The following is a 19,204-nucleotide window of genomic DNA, read 5'->3' as shown; positions in this document are numbered from 1 at the left end:
AGGTCGGTGGGGCGGGTGTTACTGGCTGACCTGGCGCAAAGCTCCAGGCCCCGGTTCGTCCTCGACACTACGCAGCGGGATTTCCTGCTGGCGGGGGTCGCGACGGGTGATGTTGCCTTCGGGCGTGAGGAAGAAGAGGGACGTGCCGCGAGCCAGAACAGGCTCTTTGGCTTTAACGTCTGCCTTCACAGTCATCTGGCCGCCGCCATCGGGCTTGTAGGTGAGCTTGATGGTCAGGTCGCCGCCTTTGCCGGTCATGCGGATGGCGTCGATCAGGCTGTGCTGGGCCTCGGTGAGTTCGTCCAGCAGGCCGCCGGCCTCGATGTCGCGCAGGGTGTCCATAAAGGGACGTGCTTTGGTGTTCATGTGCTGTGCCTCATTGGCTATGTCGCCCCTGGTCGGCAGGGGCTACCGTTTGAATCAGGCCGCTTGCTTCGTCGCTTGGGCGTCGAGGTAGTCGGCCAGGTCGTGCAGGTAAACGACTGGCTTGGCGCGGGCCGAGCAGTGCAGCCGCTTGACCACCAGGGCGATCCGACCGGCCTTGATTTCGCTCAGCAGGTAGCGGTCGGTGCGGATGTGCGTGAAGTACTGTTCACGCACCGCGGTCAAGCTTGGGCACGGCGTGGCGAACTGGCGCCGGAGTTGTTCCAGGGTGGTGGTCACGCGCGTTCCTCCCCATGCCCCTCCTTTCGGGGCACCAGCTTGAGGCGGATCAGTTCGGCGAGACCTTCTTTGCTCTTGCCCTTGGCCGCTGCCAGGACGTTGCCCTCGGCGTCTGCGACGACGGCGCCGTATGGGTATTCCGGGCACTTCACTGGGGTCACGTAGGCGACTTGACCGTCAGCAATCACTGCGTCGACGCAGCGGAACACTTCGGCCAACTCGACCGACACGCAGGGCAATGACTCCAGCAGCGCGATAGCTTCGGACGCGGCGCCAATCAGCGTGGCGCGGCTGATCACCGTTGGGTGGTTGAGGTACATCGGCACCAGTTTCAGGGCGCCTACAGCGGAATTGATGGCGTTCGGCGTCTTCATGCTGCTGCGTCCTTCTTGGTGATGGAGATGTCCAGCTTCTTGGCGATCCACTCAACACCCGCTTCCTTGACCAGCACCACGGAGTAGTGGGTGTAGTTGCGGAGTGTTGGATTCCAGCGGCTGCGTGGGTCGGAGAACAGGTAGCCGCGCTCGCGGTGTGCGCTGGCTAGATCGCCGGAAGAATTCAGCACGCCGAGTTCCCGCAACCTGGTGCGGAAGGCGCGGGGCTTGAGCCCGAGCAAAGCGGCTGTTTGATCCAGGGTGCGGTTCATGGCGCTGTCCTCAGGCCGCTGCCGGCGCGTTGGCGGCTTGCTGGATGAAGTCGCGCAGGTGCAGGTGGTTGGCTGGATCCTTGCGCTTCAACTTGAGCTGCTGGGTTTTGCCCGCAACATCCACGGTGACGACCGCATGCTCGGTGGTCAGCTCAACCTCAAAGGTTGCGTGGATGGTTTGCTCGGGGCGGGTCAGCCCGCACACAGCGCTGCCGCCGACCTGCAACACGTGGTGCAGCAACTCTTGGCGAGCCAGTGGGATTAGGTAGCTATTCATGCTGCGTCACCGCCCCATGGGCCTTGGTCATCGGTGGCGATGGCCACGGGGGCTGGGGCGGGTGCAATGGTGGCGCGACCCAGATTGACGATGACCAGAAGGCCAGTGCTGCGTTGGATGCGTTCCACAGCGGCGGGGCTGGTTGCCGCCGCCGGATGAAGGTAGACCGGGCAGCGGGTGTTGCTGTGCTGTGTCGTTTGCATGGCTCGTACTCTTTGGTGAGAGGGGTACGAGACTCAAATTACAATCAAAACACGTTTTCAACAAGATAATTTTTAAAAGACTTATTTGTATGGCACAAAAAAACCCGCTAGGAGCGGGCGTTTTTTTGACGAATGGACTGGCTATCTGTATGCGGAGTGCCAAAAAACTCGGCCGATGATTATCACCCGCTGCTCCCTGATTTGCTGGGGGCTGTACTCTTCGTCAGGGTGCTCCTCTCGATTGTAACTACGAAGTCGTATGCCTCCGGACGGAAGACGATATAGAAGGCGAACCCTCAAGTGATCGTTATGGATAAGTGCGTAAATTTCGCCGTCCTGCACAATACTTCTGGCTTTATCTACGCCGACAACACAGCCATGAGGAAGCGCTGGCTCCATGCTATTGCCGTAGACCGTGACGCAGATGACGTTGGCGGGAGAAACGCCAATCTGTCTGAGTTTGCTTGATGAAAAACGAATGTCTGTTTTCGATCGCTCTCTTATCTCAGTGCGACCGGGCTCGTTGGGTAAGTCGTGCTGTTCCAGCAGACGCGCCACGAAGTACTCATCTTCTATATGAGCCTCGGGCTGCCCCTCATGATCAGCTTCTATACCGTTGTGAGGGGGAGGTGGAGGTGGCTCCATTAGCTCCGCGAACATAATCCTCGAGACCTCGTCCCAGCTCAGGCCGAGAACAGTTGCGATCTGCATCATATGTCGTGATGTCTGGGATTTGCCTCTTTCGTAAGCGGCGTAGGACTGTTGTGACAGGCGGTCTGGAGGGTTTAGGCCCTCAGAAACTTTGCTCGCCAGTTCTTCCTGGGTGAGATTCATCGCAAGGCGTTTCGCCTTGAATAATTTGGCTACGGGGCTTGGTGTCATGGGCTGATCGATCATCCCTAGAGGCTACAAACTGTTTTGTTAATTTTCAAACGTAAAAAAGACGTTTATTTTCACAAACAAAAGACGTAATCTTGGGTGAAACACAAATCCTGAGGTCATGATGGATAACTTCACAACGTCGCGGGAGGCATTTGCAGAAGCAATTGACCGTGCAGGTGGTCAGGTCGCATTCGCATCGCTTGTATCAACAGAAAAACGCCAGGTGTCTCAGCAGGTTGTTTCTTGCTGGTTCAGAAAAGGAAAGCTACCTGCTGAATTGGTGTTGAGGGTTGAGCGGCTTACTGGCGTTGCGCGCGAAGCATTACGGCCTGATGTCTTTTTGTTACCCGAAGATTTGAAGGCTGCCTAAAAGGGTGCCGGGCTGGGGCCTCTCACCAAAGATCCCCCAGCCCGGCTACGACGACACACAGCACATGCACATCGGTCGTGGTCGTAGGATAGGGCGTGCCCGTTTCTATGGCTAGGCCGTAAATGGAGTATTTACGGTTATGAGTCGAACAGATCAATTACCGGCCGCAGGGCCGGTTCTTTCTCTCCGCAAAGCGATCTACCGCGCGGCCCATGATTACCGGGGCGGCGTGACTGCTTTGGCACTTGATATGGTGCTCGATTACGACAGCCTGCAGAAGAAGGTCAAGCACGACGAAGAGCGGCGCTGGCTGGACCCTGATGAGCTGGAAGAGGTGATCAGGCTGACCGGCGATCCTTGCTTGCTGGACGCGCTGGTCAGGCCGGCCGGAGCGGTTTGGTACAAGCCAATCCCGGTGCCAGCAACTGCTGATGCATTGAAGGCTGTCGGCAAGATGCTTGAGGAGTCGGGTCAGTTCGTGGCCTGCATGCACGACGGCGCCGCCGACAATATCTGGGAGCCGCACGAAGTCCTCCTGTTGGAGCAGCGCGGCATGGATGTTATCCGTGAGGTGCTGGGCATCATGGCGGGTGCGCGCAAGGCGATGGAGGGCGCTGATCATGTCTGATGATATCGATATCGCCAACGATGCCGCCGAGTACTTCCGCCAGCTCGCATTGGCGAGCCGTCCGCGCCCTACATGCTCCGTCAGCGCGCAATTCTGTGAGGATTGCGACGAGCCTATCCCGTTACTTCGTCAGCAGACGATCCAGGGTTGTGCTACCTGCGTCAGTTGCCAGGGGTTGCGGGAGCGGCGGCGATGAGTGACGACAAGATCCCGCTGCGGCTATCCGATCTGCCTCATCTTCTTCAATACATCTCTCCGGACTCACGTGAAACGTGGGTCGAAGTTGGTATGGGGTTGAAGGCTGAGTTCGGCCAAGAGGGCTATGGCCCCTGGAACATCTGGAGCCAAAGCAGCAAGAATTATGATGGCAAGGCGGCGTTGGCGGTATGGAAGTCATTCAAAAAGGCCGGTACCGGAATGGGTACTGTCATCAAGCAGGCGCTGGACGCTGGTTGGCGGCCCGAAAAAACCGAAATGACCGCAGAGGAAAAGAAGCGGTTTGCTACGGAGTCGGAGCTGCGGCGCAAGCAGCGGCAGGCCGAGGTCGAGGCTGATGAGGCGTTACTCAACGAGATGCGCGCCTTGGTAGCCGAAAGCTGCCAACGTATTTGGGATGAGCATTGCCAGCCGGCCGGAAAGAGTGCCTACCTTGAACGAAAACATGTCGATGCCTTTGGTATCGGCTTTTTTAGCACGACAGTAGTTTTGTCCATCGATGACCACAACAAGCGCTGCCAGGTTTGGTCGGGTAGTAGCGCTATGCAGTTCTTCAACAATCTACCCAAGCCCCGTCCGCCATCACTGAGCTTTCTGATGTTCAAGCCTGGCAGCATTGCCATTCCCCTCCGCGATGCTTCCGGAAAACTTTGGAGCTTGCAGGCCATAAACGGGCAGGGTACCAAACTCTTTCCGAAATACGGCCGGAAGTCCGGGTGCTTCCATGTGCTTGGCCCTGTAGATGATCCCCTGGATATTGCCGTTGCTGAGGGTTATGCGACGGCTGCAAGCGTACATATGGCCTTGGCTTGGCCGGTGGCGATGGCCGTTGACTCGGGCAATTTGCCGGCGGTCACGCGGGCTTTGCGCAGTCAGTACCCCGACGCGCGATTGTTGGTTGCCGGTGATGATGATCCCGATACCAAAGGCAATCCTGGCCGAACTAAGGCAGAGGCCGCCGCCGCTGCAGCCGGTGGGTTTTCAGCATTTCCGAATTCCGTGGAGCAGGCATAAATGGCAATTGATTGGAATGACCTGCACTGCAAGTCCGGTTTGGATGTGGTGCGCGAGCAGCTGTTGAGTTCAATGGTGCCGGTGGCACCTGGTCCAACGCTTGATGAGGTAGATGATCTAATCGACGGTTCGGTTGATCTTCTTCCCCGCGCCCCTTCTTCTGAGTGCGAAGTGCCAGAAAATGAATCGCTCGCTCACACACTCGGGGGAGGAGGGGGATTTCGCGTCAGTGAGCAAGAGCTGCTCAAAGATTTTGTGGTGATTTATGGGTTGGACGTCGCATGGGATTGCGCGCGCGCGCGGATGGTCAAGCTGTCGGCCGTGCGCGAGGCTGTCGGTCGAACGCGTTACAAGTGGTGGCAGGAGAGCGAACACCGTCGCATGGCACAGGACGTTGTTTTTGACCCAACCGAACGCTGCAGCCCGTTGATGCTCAATTTATTTGATGGGTTTCATGCAGAGCAGGACGAGCGCGGTGCGGCGGGATGTTTGCGCATCCGCAAACACCTGGGCCTGCTGTGCAACGATCGGGAGGATGAGTATCTGTTTTTGCTCAAGTGGATCGCCTATCCATTGCAGAATCCCGGTGCGAAAATGGCCACTGCCGTTGTGATGTTCGGTACTGAGGGGCCGGGTAAGAGCCTGTTGTGGGAGCAGGTTGTGCGCCGCATTTATGGTGACTATGGCACCACCATCGGCCAGGCGCAGTTGGAAAGTCAGTTCACCGGATGGCAGAGCCGCAAGCTCTTTGCCTTGGCGGAAGAGGTGGTGAGTCGTGAAGAAATGCGCCACTACAAGGGTGTGCTGAAGCACTTGGTGACCGGCGAGACACTGCAAATCAACGAAAAGAACATGCCAGTGCGCGAGGAGCGCAATCACCTCAATTTTGTTTTCCTATCGAACTCGACGGTGCCACTGGCACTGGATGATGGCGATCGGCGCTACCTGGTGCTGTACGTCGATCGAGTTCCACCGGGTGAGTACTTCTCGCAACTGGTCGAGGAAATCAATGGCGGTGGTATCGAAGCGTTCTATCACTACCTCATGAACCTGGACCTCAAAGGCTTTGGGCCTCATACGAAGCCACCGCTGAACGAAGAAAAGCAGGGTTTGATTGATGGCAGCCTGGCCGCGCCCAGATATTTCGTGCGGCGGTGGCTTGCTGGAGAAACAGAGTTTCCTGTTACTGGAGCCGTGACTCAAGACGATCTATGGCGAGCGTTCTGTAAGTGGTGTGAAGGAGCGAACGAGTTCAAGCGACGACAACGCGACTTCACCCAGGAGGCTGTGCGGGATCTGAAGCAAGCTCGGCCAGATATTCGATACCCAACGCAGAGCGATGATTTCAAGACCACGCGGGTGTACGTCACTCCGGCGTTCATGGCGGAGAAGCAATCGCTCGGCCGAGACTGGGCGAGCAAAGCGGGGTTGGAATGTCGCAAGTTTGCTACCACATTCGACAAGCGTTCGTTGCCGATGCCGGGTGACTTTTGATTCCGACAATCCGACACTATTCCGACAACACCGAAAAACGAATTTCGACCAATGAACGCGGGCTTTCCGACATTCCGACACATATTTAGTGATTGCTCATGTGCGCGTATATACAGGCGAGAATTGCTATAAATACCTGTCGGATTGTCGGAATCAATACTTAACTAACTGTTTTTGTTGATAAAAAGTATTCCGACAGAATTCCGACAGTAATCCGACAAACCGACATCACCAGAAAAGGGATATACAAATGGCTGTTTACACATTCAGTAACGGTGTTTTCAAGAAGGATGCTGACACGCTGGAGGAACTCTTGCCTGCGCATCTGGTGGATTGGGACGTGCTTGAGGAGCTGCTCAGCGGGCTGGGATTTTCAAAGTTTGACCAAATTGATGGGGTCTATACGAGCTGGGTGCGTGAAGGGGATGAAATTGATGCTCAGTGGTTGCCGGCGTTGAAGTGGGTAATCGACGTTGAGACGTACGCCTCGTCCTTCGATCTGGTGTTCATCGAAGACAACCTGCCGGATTACCTAGGGGCAATGGCGACTTTCCAGCCTCTCATTCAGCGTAGTAAAGACATCTTGATTGACATCGAAAAAGAGCAGCTTCTACGGGCGAGAGGGGAGTTGTATGGTCGAGGAAATTGAAGAGCTGATGCAGCATTGGGGCAACCAGTTCAACCAGGTAGGTGACGGCGGTGGTCTTGGTAGCCCGATGGCGACAATTATGGAGTGGGGCGGCTCTGCCCCTCGTGGCACTCCGGGATCTCGCGACTTGATGATGGCAACAGGCGGTGGGATGGATCACGCAGCATCGGAGGTCGCTGCGGCACTTGCGCAACTTGAGCGGCAGTCGGAAAAAGGGGCGGTGCTCGCGAAGCTGGCGCGTAATCGTTATCTACCTCGCCCTGCGTGGTCGGTACGCTCTCAGTTGCCCTTGCTGGGCTTGGGTGATGATGCGGATCGGACGTATAGAAACTGGGTCCACGCTTTGCACCAGCAGGTGCAGCTGATTTTGACAGTGCGTAGTGCGCCAGGTCGTGCGCGAAATATGCGGGTGAAGTCGCCGGCGACCGATCTGATGCGGGCGTCTACGGTGGGTCGTGTCAGGTCGTGCTGATCGCCGTTCGTCTGGAGCAGTTACCTCAAAGTTGCGTCAAAGTGAGTCAAAGGTGCGCCGAGCAGTTCAACCTAAAAACACTCCTTTCCGGTTTTTCCGGAGAGGGGTAAAAAGTCCCCACGATATGGAATTTGCGCCTCGGCGCTGACCTCGCACGTGCTGTGCAGCTTTACCCGGTTTCCCTAGACCGGTCACTTAACCCCGCTTCGGCGGGGTTTTCTTTTTCTGCCCGATGGGTGTCTGCAATGGAGTTATCAGCATGGGCGAGCCAGCGAGCACGGCTGCAACTGTTGTCGTGGCCGGCGGTGCCGGTGCTGCTGTAACGGGATTGTTTACCGGAATTGATGCGCTCGCTGTGATCGGCGCTCTTGCTGGTGCGCTCGTGTTCTTCACCACCACCGAAGAACTGCCGGTCTGGAAGCGGGTGGTATTCCTTTTGGTGTCCTTCGTCATGGGCTATCTGTTTGCCCCAAGCCTCGGCGAGTTGGAGTTGTGGGGCATTCGGCCGTTCAAACACTCCGGGCCAGCTGCATTCGGTGCGTCGGTACTGGTGGTCACGGTCGCACTCGCCATCATCAAGCGACGCGGTATCGATGCCGAACCGCATGGGAGGCAGGATGGATAGTCACGTGATTCAGGAAGTGCTGACCCAGTTTACGTTCTGGTTGTGTGTGGCACTTTTCGTTCGACTGTTCACGTTCCGGCGCCGTGGTGCCCGGTTCCGCCGTGATATGAGCTGCCTTGCCTGGTTGGTGATGGTCGCGTCCGGTGCGGTGATCGTTTACATCGGCAAGGGTCAGTTGATCATGCCGCGCAACTCTTGGCCGCTGGTGGTGCTGCTGGCGGTGTTCGTCGGGTCGGTCTGCCAGAGTTCGGGCAACCTGGCCCGGGTGTGGAGAGTTGGCTGATGAGCAAGGTGTCGGATGATCGGCGGGGCAGCAGCACTCAGCGTGGTTACGGATACAAGTGGCAGAAGTCTCGCGACGGTCACCTGCGGGAACATCCGTATTGCACCATGTGCTCGTCGGATCAGCGGCCCGTTGCCGCGACAATCGTCGACCACAAGATCCCGCCCAAGCTGAAAGAGGCTAAGGACAGCGGAGATCCGGTGCGGCTCAAAGCTGCATGGAAGCTGTTCTGGAATCCGGCGAACTGGGCGAGCCTCTGTAAGTTCTGCCACGACTCGACGAAGCAACGGATGGAGCGGACCGGCACGGTCCCTGGCTGCAACGCTGACGGCCGCCCGGTGGATCCAGGGCATCACTGGAATCGGTGACCTCGGCCCGAAAACGCACCAAAAAAGCGCGCCCCGGAGGGTAGGGGGGGTGAAAAACCTTTTTGCGAATTTCTTCTAGACCGCTCGCCCCCCGTCGTGTGCAACGTCGGGATAAATGAGGGAGGGGGGGTATCAACAAAGTAGGGGTATTTATGGCCGGAAACGGAAACTCGGGTCGCCCTGGAACGCCGGCGGCGCTGAAATTACTGCAAGGAAATCGAGGGCGCGAAAACGTCAGCGATCTGCTGGCTCAAGTCGCGGCGCCGCCAGTGCCTGTTGGCGCTCCACCTATGCCGGACGTGCTTTCTGCTGATGCAGTCGCCGAGTGGGGGCAACTGGTGCCGGCGCTGATCTCCCTGGGCATTGTTTCTAAATTGGACTCGATGGCGCTGGCGACCTACTGCCAGGCGACCGCCGATTGGCGCCGGTACCAGCGGCTGATCACGAAGCGAAACGATGCCTCCGATGATGACCTGGGCGGCGACATCCAGACCTTCAAAACCGGTGCGCAGCAAATGCACGTCCTTCGCCAACTCGCGAACGACGCCGAAAAGCGCGCCAACGCCGCCGGGGCTCAGTTCGGCCTGTCGCCTATGTCCCGGCGCAATCTGAAAACGTCACCGGCGCCGCAAGGTGAGCTATTCCCCAATGAGCAACGAGACGCCGCAGACAAGTACTTCAACTGATGATCGCGTCAGCGCGTTTGCCCTGGCAGTGCTGGCTGGCGATATCGTCGCAGGTCCTGATGTCCGCAATGCCTGCAAGCGGCACCTGCAGGACCTTAAACACGGGCCGTCTCGCGGTCTGATCTGGGATCTGGGCAAGGCCAACCGAGCCATCGGGTTTTTCGAAGAGGTGCTTTGCCTCAACGGTGGTGACTACGAAGGAATGCCATTCCTGCTGGCCCCGTGGCAAGCGTTCGTCATCGGCAGTTTGTTCGGCTGGATGACGGTCGACGGGTTCCGCCGCTTCCGGCTTGGTTACATCGAAACCGGGAAAGGCTCCGGTAAAAGCCCATTGGTGGCCGGCATCGGCCTGTATGGGCTGGTGTCTGACGGCGAGCAACGCGCTGAGATCTATGCCGCTGCAACCAAGCGCGACCAGGCAATGATCCTGTTTCGTGACGCCGTGTCGATGGTGGACATGTCCACCAAACTCCGCACGCGCCTGGTGCAGTCGGGGCGCGACGAAAAGGTGTGGAACCTGTTCTACCCAAACACCAATTCGTTCTTCCGGCCGATCAGTGCCGACGAAGGAAAGTCAGGCCCGCGGCCCCACATTGGCCTGCTTGATGAGGTGCACGAACACAAAACCGCTGCCACCGTGAACATGATGCGCGCCGGTACCAAGAACCGCCGCAAGGCCATGGTGGTGATGATCACCAACAGCGGCTCCGACAAGAAAACGGTGTGCGGTCAGTATCACGACCTGGGCGTGCGTATCTGCGCCGGAATCGAGGATGACGACAGCTTTTTTGCCTTCATCTGTTCGCTCGACGATGGCGACGATCCATTCAAAGACGAAAGCTGCTGGGCGAAGGTCAACCCCTCGCTCGATCACATCGCAGAGGGCCAGGCCGACGGCATCCCGGGTCGCAAGTACTTGCGAGAGCAGGTGAAGGCTGCCCGGGGGCTGCCCGCTCAAGAGTCCGTGGTACGGCGCTTGAACTTCTGCGAGTGGACCCAGGCCGATGCCCCATGGATTTCATGGGCAGTTTGGAAGCAGGCGGAAGAGCGTGTGCCGATGCGGATGTTGCGCAACCGGCGCTGTGTCGGGGGCCTCGACCTGGCAAGTACCACCGACCTGACGGCGTTCGTTCTGCTGTTCTGGCCGGCGCCGCACGATCCGCACTGGCGGGTGCTGCCGTACTTCTGGATCCCGGACGACGATCTGCAAGGCCGTGAGGACCGTGACAAGGTGCCTTATGCGATGTGGGTCAAACACGGACATCTTGAAACAACGCCTGGTCGAGCCATCAGCAAGCTGCATGTGTTGCGGCGCCTGGTGACGATAACCACGTACTTCGGCGTAGAGCGCATCGCCTATGACCGTTGGCGGATCGAGGACCTGCTGCAGCTCATGTCCGAATACGACATTACGCTGCCCGAGATGGTGGGGTTCGGCCAGGGCTTCAAGGACATGGGGCCAGCCGTTGATGAGTTCGAGCGTCGGCTACTGGGTCTTGCTCCCGAGGAAGAGGGCGAGGGTGTCATTGACCTCGATCCCAGTGAGTGGGAACTGGTCGAAAGCGAGACGGTAGAAACCCTGCGGCATGACGGCAACCCGGTCATGACCTGGAACGCTGGTAACGCGGTGATCGTTTCTGACCCGGCCAACAACCGCAAGGCCGACAAGGCAAAGGCGACCGGCCGCATCGACGGCATCGTCGCCGCCATCATGGCCACCGGCATCAGCGGCAAAGCCGCCGGCGTAGGTGGTACATCCATCTACGACGAAGGGGTCGGTATATGAAATTGGTCATCCTGTCCTGGCTGTCCGGCCTGCTGGGCTTCTGCCTGTTGGTCGGCGGCGTGGCGATGGTCCACGTGCCTGCCGCGTGTGTAGTGGCGGGTGTTGGGTTAATGGCCTGGTCCCGGCTGGCGGATCGCGCAGCTGCTGCAATGAAACCCAAAGGAGGTTGAGCATGTTCTTTTCTAGCGTGCTCGGCGAAGGGCGCGGCAACCTCACTGAAACGGGGAGCGGCTTCTGGCGCGGCCTGATCGGTAGTGGACGCAATAGCACCGGGGTGAAGGTCACACCGGAGTCAGCCCTGGGTCTGCCGATCCTGCAAAACTGCGTCACGCTGCTGGCCGAGACCATGGGGCAGTTGCCCTGCGAGATGTACAAACGGTTGGACAAAGGCCAGCGCGAAGCGGCTATCAACCACCCGGCGTATGACGTGCTTCGTTACCAGCCGAACGGCTTCCAGACTCCGTATGAGTTCATGGAGTGTATGCAGGGCGCCGCTGGCTTGCGCGGCAACGGTTACAGCTTCATCGACCGGCGGGACGATGGCAACGTTGTGGCGCTTTGGCCGCTGCGCAACGACAAGGTGCAGGTGCTCAAGGGTGGCGACATGCTGCCGTACTACCGGATCGGCGGGGGGGAAGCTCTACCGATGCGGATGGTCCACCACGTTCGGTGGTTCAGCACGAACCACTACGTCGGGCTTTCGCCGATTGAGGTGCACGCCGAATCCCTCGGGCTTGCCCAGGCCGTAAGGCAGTACACGGGCAAGAGCTTCGCCAACGGCGTGACCGTCTCCGGCGTGATCGAGCGGCCGCGTGAAGCACCCGCGATTAAGGATCAGAGCAGCATCGACAAGATCGTCGATCAGTGGGGCCAGAAGTTCGGCGGCATGGACAACGCCAAGAAGGTGGCCTTGCTGCAAGAGGGCATGACCTTCAAGCCCGTCTCCATGAACAACGTGGATGCCGAGGTGCTGGGTATCCTCAAAACCACCGGTACCGATATCGCCCGGATTTACAAGATTCCATTGCCCATGGTCAACGATCTGGAGAAGTCGAACTACAACACCCTCGAGCAACTGATGATTCAGTTCGTGGTGTTCGCGTTGCTACCGTGGGTCAAGCGTCACGAACAGTCGATGATGCGCGACTTCCTGTTGCCTGCCGATCGGCGCAACTACTTCATCGAGTTCAACCTTTCCGGGTTGCTACGTGGTGACCAGAAGAGCCGCTACGAAGCCTATGCCATTGGACGGCAGTGGGGCTGGCTGAGTGCCAACGATATCCGTCGCCTGGAGAACATGCCACCGGTGACGGGCGGTGACATCTACATGCAGCCGCTGAACATGGTTGACGCGGGCAAGAGCGGCGCCGACTTGACCAACCCTGCGGTGCGCGCGCAACTCGAAATGCAGCACGCACAAATTGAGAGGATTCTGGCGCAATGAAAAACTACCTGAGAGCCTCCAGCCTGCTGTTCAACCAGCCGCTGTTGGTGATGCCTGATATGTTGGACCTCGGCGTGCGATGGGCCAACCAGGCAATGAGCTTGAACATCGTCAATATCGGCGGCCAGGGCGTTGCGGGCCTATGGTTGGATGACGGCATGGATCGCATCGCCCAGCGCGAAGAAGAGCGCCGCACTGCGATTGCACGCACAGGAATAGAGGTGATTCCGGTCAGCGGTGTGCTGGTCAGTCGTGGCAGCCATGTCAGCATGTGCGAGACCATGACCAGCTATGAATCGCTGCGGAGTCAAATCCGAAACGCGGTGGCGGACCCGATGGTCGAGCAGATCGTTCTGGACATCGACAGTCCCGGCGGTTCTGCCGTGGGAGCGTTTGAACTGGCTTCGGATATCCGTGCCATGGCCCAGCAAAAGCCCATCACCGGCATTGTGAACTTCATGGCGTACAGCGGCGGCTACTTGATCGGTTCGGCGTGTAGCGAGTTGGTGGTGAGCCAAACCAGTGGCGTCGGCTCTATCGGCGTCATCGCCAGCCACATGGACCGCTCCAAGATGGAAGAGGGCATGGGCGTCAAGGTGACCACCGTGTTCGCAGGTGCCCACAAAAACGACCTCAGCCCACACGAGCCCTTGAGCGATCAGTCGCTTAAGTACCTCAACGATGTAGTGCAAGAGAGCTACCAGCTTTTCGTCAACGCCGTTGCCGAGTACCGGGGGCTATCTGTTCAACAGGTGATGGCAACCGAAGCGGGGCTTTATCGCGGCCAGGCCGGCATCAGCGCCGGGCTGGCGGATCGAATGCAGAGTCCGCAACAGGCCGTTGATGATCTTTCCCATTCTGTCGCGGTGAGCCGTGCGAATCGCCAGGGCGGCCGCATCGCGGTTCGTGCTTCGGCACTGAGTTTTCAAACACTGATCTGACCGCGTTCGCGGCAGTCGTCGAAGCCCGTCTTGTGCGGGTTTTTTAATGCCCAGGAGGCACCATGTCCCTTGTACTTCAAATGCGTAGCGAACGCGCCCAACTGGTGACCCAGGTCCAGGCACTTGCCAAGATCGAGTCGGACGGCGGCAGTTTGTCCGTCGAGCAGTTGGCGCAATTCACCCAGCTGGAAACCCAGATCAACGAACTGACAGCCAAGCTGGCCCGCGCCGAGTCGACTGAACGTCTTGTCGCTGCCAGTGCTGTACCGGTTGCAGAGAGCGCTCAGGGCATCGCCAGTCCGCCGACGCATATCTCTGGCCCGTATGCGCAGAAACTTGAGCCCGGTGTGCGAATGGCTCAAATGGTTCGTTTGCTGGCTGCCGCTCAGGGTAACCAACATCAGGCGGCGCAGATGGCGCAGCAGGGTGGATACTCGCCCGAGGTAGCGATGGCGCTGAGTACGGTCACGCCGGGTGCTGGCGGGGTTCTGGTACCGACGAATTTTTCGTCCGAAATTATTGAAGCGCTTCGGCCAATGTCGATCGTTCGCAAGATGGGTACCCGCAGCCTGCCACTGAATAACGGCAACCTGACTCAGCCGCGAATCACCGGGAATACCGTCGTCACCTACATCGGGACCGAACAGGACATTCCAATCACCGGTATGACGTTCGCTGACACCAAGCTTTCCGCCAAAAAAGCTGCGGCGATTGTGCCGATCTCCAATGACTTGATTGCAAACGCAGGGATCAACCCTCGCATTGACGGCCTGGTAGTGGAAGACCTGGCGGTTTCGATGGGGCTTTCCGAGGATCTTCACTTTATTCGGGCCGATGGCTCCGGCTCGCTGCCGAAGGGGATGCGCTATTGGGCGTTGCCATTCAACGTTTTGACGGCACCTGCGGTTGCAGATCTCACCCTGGAGAAGATTGATCTCTTCTGCGGCGGGATGATGCTTCGCATTGAAACCGCGAACGTGATGATGAAGTCCTGTGGTTGGTTGATGCATCCGCGCACGTTGCGTTGGTTGCAGACCCTTCGCGACGGCAACGGCAACAAGGCATACCCAGAAATCGAGACGGGCTACTTCAAAGGCTACCCGGTCGGTCTGAGCAACCAGATCCCAGTAAACCTTGGCGCTGGTGGTGATGAGTCGGAGTTCTACTTCGTGAACTTCGCCGACATGATGATCGGCGAAGACATGGACCTGACAATCGCGTTCAGCAATGAAGCGTCTTACAAGGACGCCGACGGCAACATGGTCAGTGCCTTCCAACGTGATCAGACCCTGGTGAAAGTCATTGCCAAGCACGACTTCGGCCCTCGACATGTGGAGTGCATCGTCGTCGCAGTCGGCGTCAAGTGGGGCGCCGGCATGTAATCCCTTGCCCCGCCACGGCGGGGCTTTGCATCTCTGAGGTCAAATGCGATGAGCGATAAAATTGTGGTGCGTTTCCTGAAAGCCTGGCGTGGCTATTCAGTCGATGAGCTGGCGGGGTTCGATCCGGCGGTTGTTGAAGGGCTTGAGAAAAAGGGATTTGCCGAGGTCTACGAGGGCGCGGGTACTGCGTCAAAAGCGAGGGCTCCAAAGAAGGCTGCCTCGAAACCCTCTGATAAAAAAGCCGCTGGCACTGGCAGTGAAGCGGATCCGCCAGGCGGTGCTGGCGAAGAAGGCGGTGAGGGCGGCGCGGAAACCGGCGGTGGTGCTGGCGCTGATGACGACGCCGACGACGCGAAGCCATAAGTCATGGCTCGCCGAATCGAATATACCGGCCCGCCGGTTCTGACCCTGGCCCAGGTAGCGTTCCAATGTCGTGTTGAGCCGGAAGATATGGCGCCGGAGCTGATCGAGCAAATCATCATCCCTGGCGTCACCTCACAGTGTGAGTCGAAAACGGGCGCTGCAATCCGCAGCGCTGTTTACGAAGAAGAGTGGCCGGCGGATCGGCAGAGCGGGCATGCGCTCGATGTAGGCCAGGCGAGCGATGTCGTCTCGGTGTTCTCCCAGCAGGCCGATGGAAGCTGGGTAGAGCAGGTCGGGCCCTTTGACCTGCGCCAGGACCTGCGGGAAAGCTTCCTGCACTTCCTAGCAGTTCGGCCTGTTGGCCGGCTCCGCATCCGCTACAGGGCTGGGTTAGATATTGACCTTCACCCCGGCGTGCGCAATTGGCTGTTGATGGCAGCGGCGACAATTTACCGGTACCCGGAAGTGTTCCTGGTGGGGCACACGCTGGCCGAGTTTCCATCGACGTTCCTAGATCACTTGGTGGCAGAGATCACCGTGCCGCCGAGGTTCTGACTATGGCAATGCTTGAACCCAGTGCCGGCGAGCTGGACCGGCGTATCACTCTGCGGTTGCGGTCTGACATTCCTGCGTCTGATCTGGGTCTGGACTCGCAGTTCACTGACCAGAAAAAACGGTGGGCAAAGATTGAGCCGGTCGGGACTGCGGTATACGCCAACGGAGTTCAAACCGATGTGAAGATCACCCACCGTGTGACCCTTTACTACCTCAAAGGCATGAGCGATGCACATGAGGTCGTGCACGGTGGTTCGATTTACCGGGTGCGTCGGGTCGCCGATATGAACGGCGGTCACCGCTTCACGTTGCTGGAGGTCGAAGAGCTGGGCGCGGCCCAGGCGGGAGGCGGTATCTATGGCTAACTCAGTTGGCGTTGACGGTTACATTCATATCGAAGGCTTCGAAAAATTCGAACGCGAAGCCTTCGACAAGAAGAAGATCCGAGCGGCCATGCGCAAGGCCGGCAAACTGGTGCGGCAACGGGCACAGATGAACATCGCTCTGGCCCGAGGCCAAGACAGCTACCCCCTAAACCGGACTGGCGCGTTGCTGGGTTCGATCAACTTCAAGGTTTCCCGGTCTGGCTTCATGGTCAAGGTCGCGCCGTACAAGACCGGCGCCATGAAAGATTATTACCCGGCGTACCTACACTACGGTGTGCGCCAGGGCAGCCGTATCAAGAAGTTGGCGCCCGGTGAAGGACGCGGCAAAAGCAACCGTCGGCGAAGTGGTGCAAGGGCGGCGTTGGTCGAAGCGCGTAAAAGCAATGGATGGCGGATTGAACCGCGCGCCAACTACATGTCCGACGCCCTGCAGGATTCCGGCTCGGAAGTTCGGGCGATCTTGAGCCGGGCCTTTGCTGATGCTCTCGGATAGGGCGCTCATCTCCCATAGATAGACCGGCCCGCGGCCCTTTACACCTGGACTTTTTCTATGCGAGTTACCCCAATCGTTGCACAACTACGCCAGTACTGCCCTGGCTTCGCAGGCCGTGTTGCAGGCGGCATTGATTTTGAAGCCGTGGCGGCAAGCGCCAAGCTCAGTCGGCCTTCTGCCTACGTAATTCCCATCGGCGACAAGGCCGGTGCGAACACGATCCAAACCGGCGTCCAGCAGGACATCAGCGACAAGTTCGACGTGGTGCTAGTCCTCGACACCCAGGACGAACGCGGTCAGGAAGCCGCCGACCTGGTGCACGTTTTCCGCGCCGAGTTATGGCGTGCCCTCATCGGCTGGAAGCCTGGGCCGGAATACGACCTGATCGAGTACGAAGGCGGTGAGCTGATCTCGATCAACCGCAACCGCACGATCTACCGGTTTACGTTCGCCTCTGACTTCCAGCTGGGTCGCAACACGTCGGCAGAGCCCGCCGAGACCTGGCACGAATACGAACTTGACGGCTTGCCACCGTTCACCGGCATGACCATCAACATGGACTGCATTGACCCGGCAGACCCCAACTTGCAATCCCCCGGCCCTGATGGGCGTATCGAAGCAAAATTCTCAGGAGATGTAACACCATGACCAAGCGCATCAACGTGGTGCCGGCCGCAGGCCGGGCCGTACCTGATCCTGAGGCGGGCGACCTGTTGCCGGCAGTGGGGCGGGATGTTCCAGACAACGCCTGGTGGCGCCGCCGTCTGGCGGATGGCGACGTGACAACCAAGGCTGTGAAAGCGGCGAAACAAGAGGGGGCAAAATAATGTCCATCGGATTCAGCAACATCCCGGCAGACCTGCGTGTTCCGCTGTTCTATGCGGAGATGGACAACTCGGCGGCGAACAGTGCGTCTTCTACCATGCGCCGGCTGATCGTCGGCCAGGTGAACGGCAACGCCACAAGCGACAATATCGGCTCTCTGGTGCTGGTGCCCAGCGTGGCCCTCGCCAAAACCATTGGTGGTCAAGGTTCGATGTTGGCAGCTATGTATGATGCCTGGCGCAAGACTGACCCCGTGGGAGAGGTCTGGTGCCTGCCGCTGCTTGCAACCGAAGGTGTGGTATCCAGTGCAACCGTGACCCTCGCGGGCGTGGCTACTGAGGCCGGGTTGCTGAACCTGTATGTGGGCGGTGTGCGTGTGCAGGCCACTGTCGTGAGTGCCGCAACTGCTGCGCAGGCCGCATCGGCGCTTGCGGTTCGAATCAATGCCACACCGGACTTGCCGATTACAGCGACTGCCGCCGAGGCCGTGGTTACGCTCACCTGCAAATGGAAAGGGGAAAGCGGCAACGACATCAGCTTGCAGCTCAATCGGTTGGGAAAGACCAACGGCGAGGTTCTTCCGGCTGGGCTTACGGCCACCGTCACCGCGATGGCGGGCGGCGTTGGGGCGCCTGATCAGGTAGAGGCGTTGGCCGCCCTGGGCGACGAGCCTTTCGAATTCATCTGCATGCCCTGGTCTGATACGACCAGTCTCAATGCCTGGAAGGCTGCAATGGATGACAGCGTGGGACGCTGGAGCTGGGCCAAGCAGTTGTTCGGCCACGTCTACAGCGCCAAGCGTGGCACCCTCGGTACGCTGGTCGCGGCGGGCCAGGCGCGCAACGACCAACACATGACCATTCAGGCCATGGAAGTCGGCGTGCCGCAGCCGTTCTGGGTGCAGGCTGCATCGTTGGCGGCGCGTACATCGGTATTTATCTCGGCAGATGCCAGCCGTCCAACCCAGAGCGGTAGTTTGCCTGGGCTGGATCCGGCGCCGGCGAGCGAGCGGTTTACCCTAACTGAGCGTCAATCGCTGCTCAGTTACGGGATTGCAACGGCTTACTTTGAAGGCGGTTACGTGCGGATTCAGCGCGCTATCACGACCTACCAGAAGAATGCTTACGGCCAGTCGGATAACTCCTACCTGGACAGCGAGACGATGCATCAATCGGCGTTCATCATCCGCCGACTGCAAGGTGTGATCACCAGCAAGTACGGTCGGCACAAGCTGGCAAATGACGGTACCCGCTTCGGCGCCGGCGCGCCCATCGTGACGCCGAGCACAATCCGCGGTGAACTGATCGCCCAGTACGCCAAGCTGGAGTTGGAAGGCCACGTCGAAAACGCTGAGCTGTTCGCCCAACACTTGATCGTTGAGCGCGACGGCAACGATCCCGGCCGGGTAAACGTGCTGTTCCCGCCGGACTATATCAACGGTCTACGCGTCTTCGCGTTGCTCAACCAGTTCCGCCTGCAGTACGACGCTGCGGCTTAACGTCGACCTTGAACACCCAGCCCGCACGCGCGGGCTTTTTTATGCGCGGAGATAA

General features: G+C 58.9%; 30 protein-coding genes. 23 read left to right on the top strand and 7 right to left on the bottom strand.

The window, feature by feature from the left end:
* Nucleotides 1–18 precede the first annotated feature (18 nt).
* From PverR02_RS16900 to PverR02_RS16870, 7 genes are all read right to left on the bottom strand, one after another.
* Nucleotides 19–366 carry a hypothetical protein gene (locus tag PverR02_RS16900; protein ID WP_079443955.1) on the bottom strand — a complete coding sequence of 116 codons (348 nt, stop codon included), beginning with the start codon at nucleotides 364–366 and terminating at the stop codon, nucleotides 19–21.
* Between the two features lie 54 nt (nucleotides 367–420).
* Nucleotides 421–663 carry a pyocin activator PrtN family protein gene (locus PverR02_RS16895; protein ID WP_025856656.1) on the bottom strand — a complete coding sequence of 81 codons (243 nt, stop codon included), beginning with the start codon at nucleotides 661–663 and terminating at the stop codon, nucleotides 421–423.
* Entirely contained in the window at nucleotides 660–1,037 is a 378-nt protein-coding gene (locus tag PverR02_RS16890; protein ID WP_079443954.1) for a hypothetical protein, read from the bottom strand. Before PverR02_RS16890 ends, PverR02_RS16895 begins: the two co-directional genes overlap by 4 nt.
* Nucleotides 1,034–1,309: a hypothetical protein gene (locus PverR02_RS16885; RefSeq protein WP_079443953.1), complete on the bottom strand. Its 276-nt coding sequence runs from the start codon at nucleotides 1,307–1,309 to the stop codon at nucleotides 1,034–1,036. The genes PverR02_RS16890 and PverR02_RS16885 overlap by 4 nt, the downstream gene beginning before the upstream one ends.
* A gap of 10 nt (nucleotides 1,310–1,319) precedes the next feature.
* Entirely contained in the window at nucleotides 1,320–1,586 is a 267-nt protein-coding gene (locus PverR02_RS16880) for a hypothetical protein (RefSeq protein WP_227778661.1), read from the bottom strand.
* Nucleotides 1,583–1,789, bottom strand: a complete 207-nt coding sequence (locus PverR02_RS16875; RefSeq protein ID WP_079443952.1) for a hypothetical protein — start codon at nucleotides 1,787–1,789, stop codon at nucleotides 1,583–1,585. Before PverR02_RS16875 ends, PverR02_RS16880 begins: the two co-directional genes overlap by 4 nt.
* A 141-nt stretch (nucleotides 1,790–1,930) precedes the next feature.
* The gene (locus tag PverR02_RS16870) at nucleotides 1,931–2,686 is read right to left on the bottom strand and encodes a LexA family transcriptional regulator (RefSeq protein ID WP_079443951.1); all 756 of its coding nucleotides are present in this window, start codon (nucleotides 2,684–2,686) and stop codon (nucleotides 1,931–1,933) included.
* A 106-nt stretch (nucleotides 2,687–2,792) separates the two neighbouring features.
* Between PverR02_RS16870 and PverR02_RS16865 the strand changes: the two genes are divergently transcribed.
* From PverR02_RS16865 to PverR02_RS16760, 23 genes are all read left to right on the top strand, one after another.
* Nucleotides 2,793–3,041, top strand: a complete 249-nt coding sequence (locus PverR02_RS16865; protein ID WP_152032021.1) for a transcriptional regulator — start codon at nucleotides 2,793–2,795, stop codon at nucleotides 3,039–3,041.
* Nucleotides 3,042–3,180: 139 nt separating this feature from the next.
* Nucleotides 3,181–3,669, top strand: a complete 489-nt coding sequence (locus PverR02_RS16860; RefSeq protein WP_079443949.1) for a phage regulatory CII family protein — start codon at nucleotides 3,181–3,183, stop codon at nucleotides 3,667–3,669.
* Nucleotides 3,662–3,865, top strand: a complete 204-nt coding sequence (locus PverR02_RS16855; protein WP_079443948.1) for a TraR/DksA C4-type zinc finger protein — start codon at nucleotides 3,662–3,664, stop codon at nucleotides 3,863–3,865. The genes PverR02_RS16860 and PverR02_RS16855 overlap by 8 nt, the downstream gene beginning before the upstream one ends.
* Nucleotides 3,862–4,899, top strand: coding sequence for a PriCT-2 domain-containing protein (locus PverR02_RS16850; protein ID WP_079443947.1), 1,038 nt, complete (start codon nucleotides 3,862–3,864; stop codon nucleotides 4,897–4,899). The genes PverR02_RS16855 and PverR02_RS16850 overlap by 4 nt, the downstream gene beginning before the upstream one ends.
* Entirely contained in the window at nucleotides 4,900–6,393 is a 1,494-nt protein-coding gene (locus PverR02_RS16845; protein ID WP_079443946.1) for a DUF5906 domain-containing protein, read from the top strand. It abuts the gene before it with no gap.
* A 250-nt stretch (nucleotides 6,394–6,643) separates the two neighbouring features.
* Nucleotides 6,644–7,042: a hypothetical protein gene (locus PverR02_RS16840; RefSeq protein ID WP_079443945.1), complete on the top strand. Its 399-nt coding sequence runs from the start codon at nucleotides 6,644–6,646 to the stop codon at nucleotides 7,040–7,042.
* A complete protein-coding gene (locus PverR02_RS16835) occupies nucleotides 7,026–7,514 on the top strand; it encodes a hypothetical protein (protein ID WP_079443944.1) in 489 nt (162 codons plus the stop codon). The genes PverR02_RS16840 and PverR02_RS16835 overlap by 17 nt, the downstream gene beginning before the upstream one ends.
* Nucleotides 7,515–7,773: 259 nt before the next feature.
* Nucleotides 7,774–8,139, top strand: coding sequence for a putative holin (locus tag PverR02_RS16830; RefSeq protein WP_025856644.1), 366 nt, complete (start codon nucleotides 7,774–7,776; stop codon nucleotides 8,137–8,139).
* Nucleotides 8,132–8,422 (top strand): phage holin family protein, encoded by a 291-nt coding sequence (locus PverR02_RS16825; RefSeq protein WP_079443943.1) that lies wholly within the window; start codon nucleotides 8,132–8,134, stop codon nucleotides 8,420–8,422. Before PverR02_RS16830 ends, PverR02_RS16825 begins: the two co-directional genes overlap by 8 nt.
* Nucleotides 8,422–8,790 carry an HNH endonuclease gene (locus PverR02_RS16820; protein WP_079443942.1) on the top strand — a complete coding sequence of 123 codons (369 nt, stop codon included), beginning with the start codon at nucleotides 8,422–8,424 and terminating at the stop codon, nucleotides 8,788–8,790. Before PverR02_RS16825 ends, PverR02_RS16820 begins: the two co-directional genes overlap by 1 nt.
* Nucleotides 8,791–8,942: 152 nt before the next feature.
* Nucleotides 8,943–9,476, top strand: coding sequence for a phage terminase small subunit P27 family (locus tag PverR02_RS16815; RefSeq protein ID WP_079443941.1), 534 nt, complete (start codon nucleotides 8,943–8,945; stop codon nucleotides 9,474–9,476).
* Complete coding sequence (locus PverR02_RS16810; RefSeq protein WP_079443940.1) at nucleotides 9,439–11,262, top strand: terminase large subunit; 1,824 nt, start codon at nucleotides 9,439–9,441, stop codon at nucleotides 11,260–11,262. Before PverR02_RS16815 ends, PverR02_RS16810 begins: the two co-directional genes overlap by 38 nt.
* Complete coding sequence (locus PverR02_RS32305) at nucleotides 11,259–11,432, top strand: hypothetical protein (protein WP_167379486.1); 174 nt, start codon at nucleotides 11,259–11,261, stop codon at nucleotides 11,430–11,432. Before PverR02_RS16810 ends, PverR02_RS32305 begins: the two co-directional genes overlap by 4 nt.
* 2 nt (nucleotides 11,433–11,434) lie before the next feature.
* Nucleotides 11,435–12,706 carry a phage portal protein gene (locus PverR02_RS16805; protein WP_079443939.1) on the top strand — a complete coding sequence of 424 codons (1,272 nt, stop codon included), beginning with the start codon at nucleotides 11,435–11,437 and terminating at the stop codon, nucleotides 12,704–12,706.
* The gene (locus PverR02_RS16800) at nucleotides 12,703–13,647 is read left to right on the top strand and encodes a S49 family peptidase (RefSeq protein WP_079443938.1); all 945 of its coding nucleotides are present in this window, start codon (nucleotides 12,703–12,705) and stop codon (nucleotides 13,645–13,647) included. Before PverR02_RS16805 ends, PverR02_RS16800 begins: the two co-directional genes overlap by 4 nt.
* Nucleotides 13,648–13,709: 62 nt before the next feature.
* The gene (locus PverR02_RS16795) at nucleotides 13,710–15,029 is read left to right on the top strand and encodes a phage major capsid protein (RefSeq protein ID WP_079443937.1); all 1,320 of its coding nucleotides are present in this window, start codon (nucleotides 13,710–13,712) and stop codon (nucleotides 15,027–15,029) included.
* A gap of 48 nt (nucleotides 15,030–15,077) precedes the next feature.
* Nucleotides 15,078–15,392, top strand: a complete 315-nt coding sequence (locus PverR02_RS16790; protein ID WP_079443936.1) for a hypothetical protein — start codon at nucleotides 15,078–15,080, stop codon at nucleotides 15,390–15,392.
* A gap of 3 nt (nucleotides 15,393–15,395) precedes the next feature.
* Complete coding sequence (locus PverR02_RS16785; RefSeq protein ID WP_079443935.1) at nucleotides 15,396–15,947, top strand: hypothetical protein; 552 nt, start codon at nucleotides 15,396–15,398, stop codon at nucleotides 15,945–15,947.
* 2 nt (nucleotides 15,948–15,949) lie between these two features.
* Nucleotides 15,950–16,312, top strand: coding sequence for a phage head closure protein (locus PverR02_RS16780; RefSeq protein ID WP_079443934.1), 363 nt, complete (start codon nucleotides 15,950–15,952; stop codon nucleotides 16,310–16,312).
* Entirely contained in the window at nucleotides 16,305–16,826 is a 522-nt protein-coding gene (locus PverR02_RS16775) for a hypothetical protein (RefSeq protein WP_079443933.1), read from the top strand. The genes PverR02_RS16780 and PverR02_RS16775 overlap by 8 nt, the downstream gene beginning before the upstream one ends.
* 57 nt (nucleotides 16,827–16,883) lie before the next feature.
* Nucleotides 16,884–17,474: a phage tail terminator protein gene (locus tag PverR02_RS16770; protein WP_079443932.1), complete on the top strand. Its 591-nt coding sequence runs from the start codon at nucleotides 16,884–16,886 to the stop codon at nucleotides 17,472–17,474.
* Nucleotides 17,471–17,653, top strand: a complete 183-nt coding sequence (locus PverR02_RS16765) for a DUF2635 domain-containing protein (RefSeq protein WP_079443931.1) — start codon at nucleotides 17,471–17,473, stop codon at nucleotides 17,651–17,653. Before PverR02_RS16770 ends, PverR02_RS16765 begins: the two co-directional genes overlap by 4 nt.
* Nucleotides 17,653–19,149 carry a phage tail sheath subtilisin-like domain-containing protein gene (locus PverR02_RS16760; protein ID WP_079443930.1) on the top strand — a complete coding sequence of 499 codons (1,497 nt, stop codon included), beginning with the start codon at nucleotides 17,653–17,655 and terminating at the stop codon, nucleotides 19,147–19,149. Before PverR02_RS16765 ends, PverR02_RS16760 begins: the two co-directional genes overlap by 1 nt.
* The last annotated feature ends 55 nt before the right edge of the window (nucleotides 19,150–19,204 follow it).

It is taken from the genome of Pseudomonas veronii (assembly GCF_002028325.1).
In the GTDB taxonomy this organism is placed as follows: Bacteria; Pseudomonadota; Gammaproteobacteria; order Pseudomonadales; family Pseudomonadaceae; genus Aquipseudomonas; species Aquipseudomonas veronii.
This window is presented reverse-complemented; position numbering and strand designations above follow the sequence as displayed.

Excerpts from the sequence above, each read along its gene's own strand:
- PverR02_RS16900 (WP_079443955.1), bottom strand. The coding sequence starts at position 366 with ATGAACACCAAAGCACGTCCCTTTATGGACACCCTGCGCGACATCGAG.
- PverR02_RS16890 (WP_079443954.1), bottom strand. The coding sequence starts at position 1,037 with ATGAAGACGCCGAACGCCATCAATTCCGCTGTAGGCGCCCTGAAACTG.
- PverR02_RS16885 (WP_079443953.1), bottom strand. The coding sequence starts at position 1,309 with ATGAACCGCACCCTGGATCAAACAGCCGCTTTGCTCGGGCTCAAGCCC.
- PverR02_RS16880 (WP_227778661.1), bottom strand. The coding sequence starts at position 1,586 with ATGAATAGCTACCTAATCCCACTGGCTCGCCAAGAGTTGCTGCACCAC.
- PverR02_RS16875 (WP_079443952.1), bottom strand. The coding sequence starts at position 1,789 with ATGCAAACGACACAGCACAGCAACACCCGCTGCCCGGTCTACCTTCAT.
- PverR02_RS16870 (WP_079443951.1), bottom strand. The coding sequence starts at position 2,686 with ATGATCGATCAGCCCATGACACCAAGCCCCGTAGCCAAATTATTCAAG.
- PverR02_RS16865 (WP_152032021.1), top strand. The coding sequence starts at position 2,793 with ATGGATAACTTCACAACGTCGCGGGAGGCATTTGCAGAAGCAATTGAC.
- PverR02_RS16860 (WP_079443949.1), top strand. The coding sequence starts at position 3,181 with ATGAGTCGAACAGATCAATTACCGGCCGCAGGGCCGGTTCTTTCTCTC.
- PverR02_RS16855 (WP_079443948.1), top strand. The coding sequence starts at position 3,662 with ATGTCTGATGATATCGATATCGCCAACGATGCCGCCGAGTACTTCCGC.
- PverR02_RS16850 (WP_079443947.1), top strand. The coding sequence starts at position 3,862 with ATGAGTGACGACAAGATCCCGCTGCGGCTATCCGATCTGCCTCATCTT.
- PverR02_RS16845 (WP_079443946.1), top strand. The coding sequence starts at position 4,900 with ATGGCAATTGATTGGAATGACCTGCACTGCAAGTCCGGTTTGGATGTG.
- PverR02_RS16840 (WP_079443945.1), top strand. The coding sequence starts at position 6,644 with ATGGCTGTTTACACATTCAGTAACGGTGTTTTCAAGAAGGATGCTGAC.
- PverR02_RS16835 (WP_079443944.1), top strand. The coding sequence starts at position 7,026 with ATGGTCGAGGAAATTGAAGAGCTGATGCAGCATTGGGGCAACCAGTTC.
- PverR02_RS16830 (WP_025856644.1), top strand. The coding sequence starts at position 7,774 with ATGGGCGAGCCAGCGAGCACGGCTGCAACTGTTGTCGTGGCCGGCGGT.
- PverR02_RS16825 (WP_079443943.1), top strand. The coding sequence starts at position 8,132 with ATGGATAGTCACGTGATTCAGGAAGTGCTGACCCAGTTTACGTTCTGG.
- PverR02_RS16820 (WP_079443942.1), top strand. The coding sequence starts at position 8,422 with ATGAGCAAGGTGTCGGATGATCGGCGGGGCAGCAGCACTCAGCGTGGT.
- PverR02_RS16815 (WP_079443941.1), top strand. The coding sequence starts at position 8,943 with ATGGCCGGAAACGGAAACTCGGGTCGCCCTGGAACGCCGGCGGCGCTG.
- PverR02_RS16810 (WP_079443940.1), top strand. The coding sequence starts at position 9,439 with ATGAGCAACGAGACGCCGCAGACAAGTACTTCAACTGATGATCGCGTC.
- PverR02_RS32305 (WP_167379486.1), top strand. The coding sequence starts at position 11,259 with ATGAAATTGGTCATCCTGTCCTGGCTGTCCGGCCTGCTGGGCTTCTGC.
- PverR02_RS16805 (WP_079443939.1), top strand. The coding sequence starts at position 11,435 with ATGTTCTTTTCTAGCGTGCTCGGCGAAGGGCGCGGCAACCTCACTGAA.
- PverR02_RS16800 (WP_079443938.1), top strand. The coding sequence starts at position 12,703 with ATGAAAAACTACCTGAGAGCCTCCAGCCTGCTGTTCAACCAGCCGCTG.
- PverR02_RS16795 (WP_079443937.1), top strand. The coding sequence starts at position 13,710 with ATGTCCCTTGTACTTCAAATGCGTAGCGAACGCGCCCAACTGGTGACC.
- PverR02_RS16790 (WP_079443936.1), top strand. The coding sequence starts at position 15,078 with ATGAGCGATAAAATTGTGGTGCGTTTCCTGAAAGCCTGGCGTGGCTAT.
- PverR02_RS16785 (WP_079443935.1), top strand. The coding sequence starts at position 15,396 with ATGGCTCGCCGAATCGAATATACCGGCCCGCCGGTTCTGACCCTGGCC.
- PverR02_RS16780 (WP_079443934.1), top strand. The coding sequence starts at position 15,950 with ATGGCAATGCTTGAACCCAGTGCCGGCGAGCTGGACCGGCGTATCACT.
- PverR02_RS16775 (WP_079443933.1), top strand. The coding sequence starts at position 16,305 with ATGGCTAACTCAGTTGGCGTTGACGGTTACATTCATATCGAAGGCTTC.
- PverR02_RS16770 (WP_079443932.1), top strand. The coding sequence starts at position 16,884 with ATGCGAGTTACCCCAATCGTTGCACAACTACGCCAGTACTGCCCTGGC.
- PverR02_RS16765 (WP_079443931.1), top strand. The coding sequence starts at position 17,471 with ATGACCAAGCGCATCAACGTGGTGCCGGCCGCAGGCCGGGCCGTACCT.
- PverR02_RS16760 (WP_079443930.1), top strand. The coding sequence starts at position 17,653 with ATGTCCATCGGATTCAGCAACATCCCGGCAGACCTGCGTGTTCCGCTG.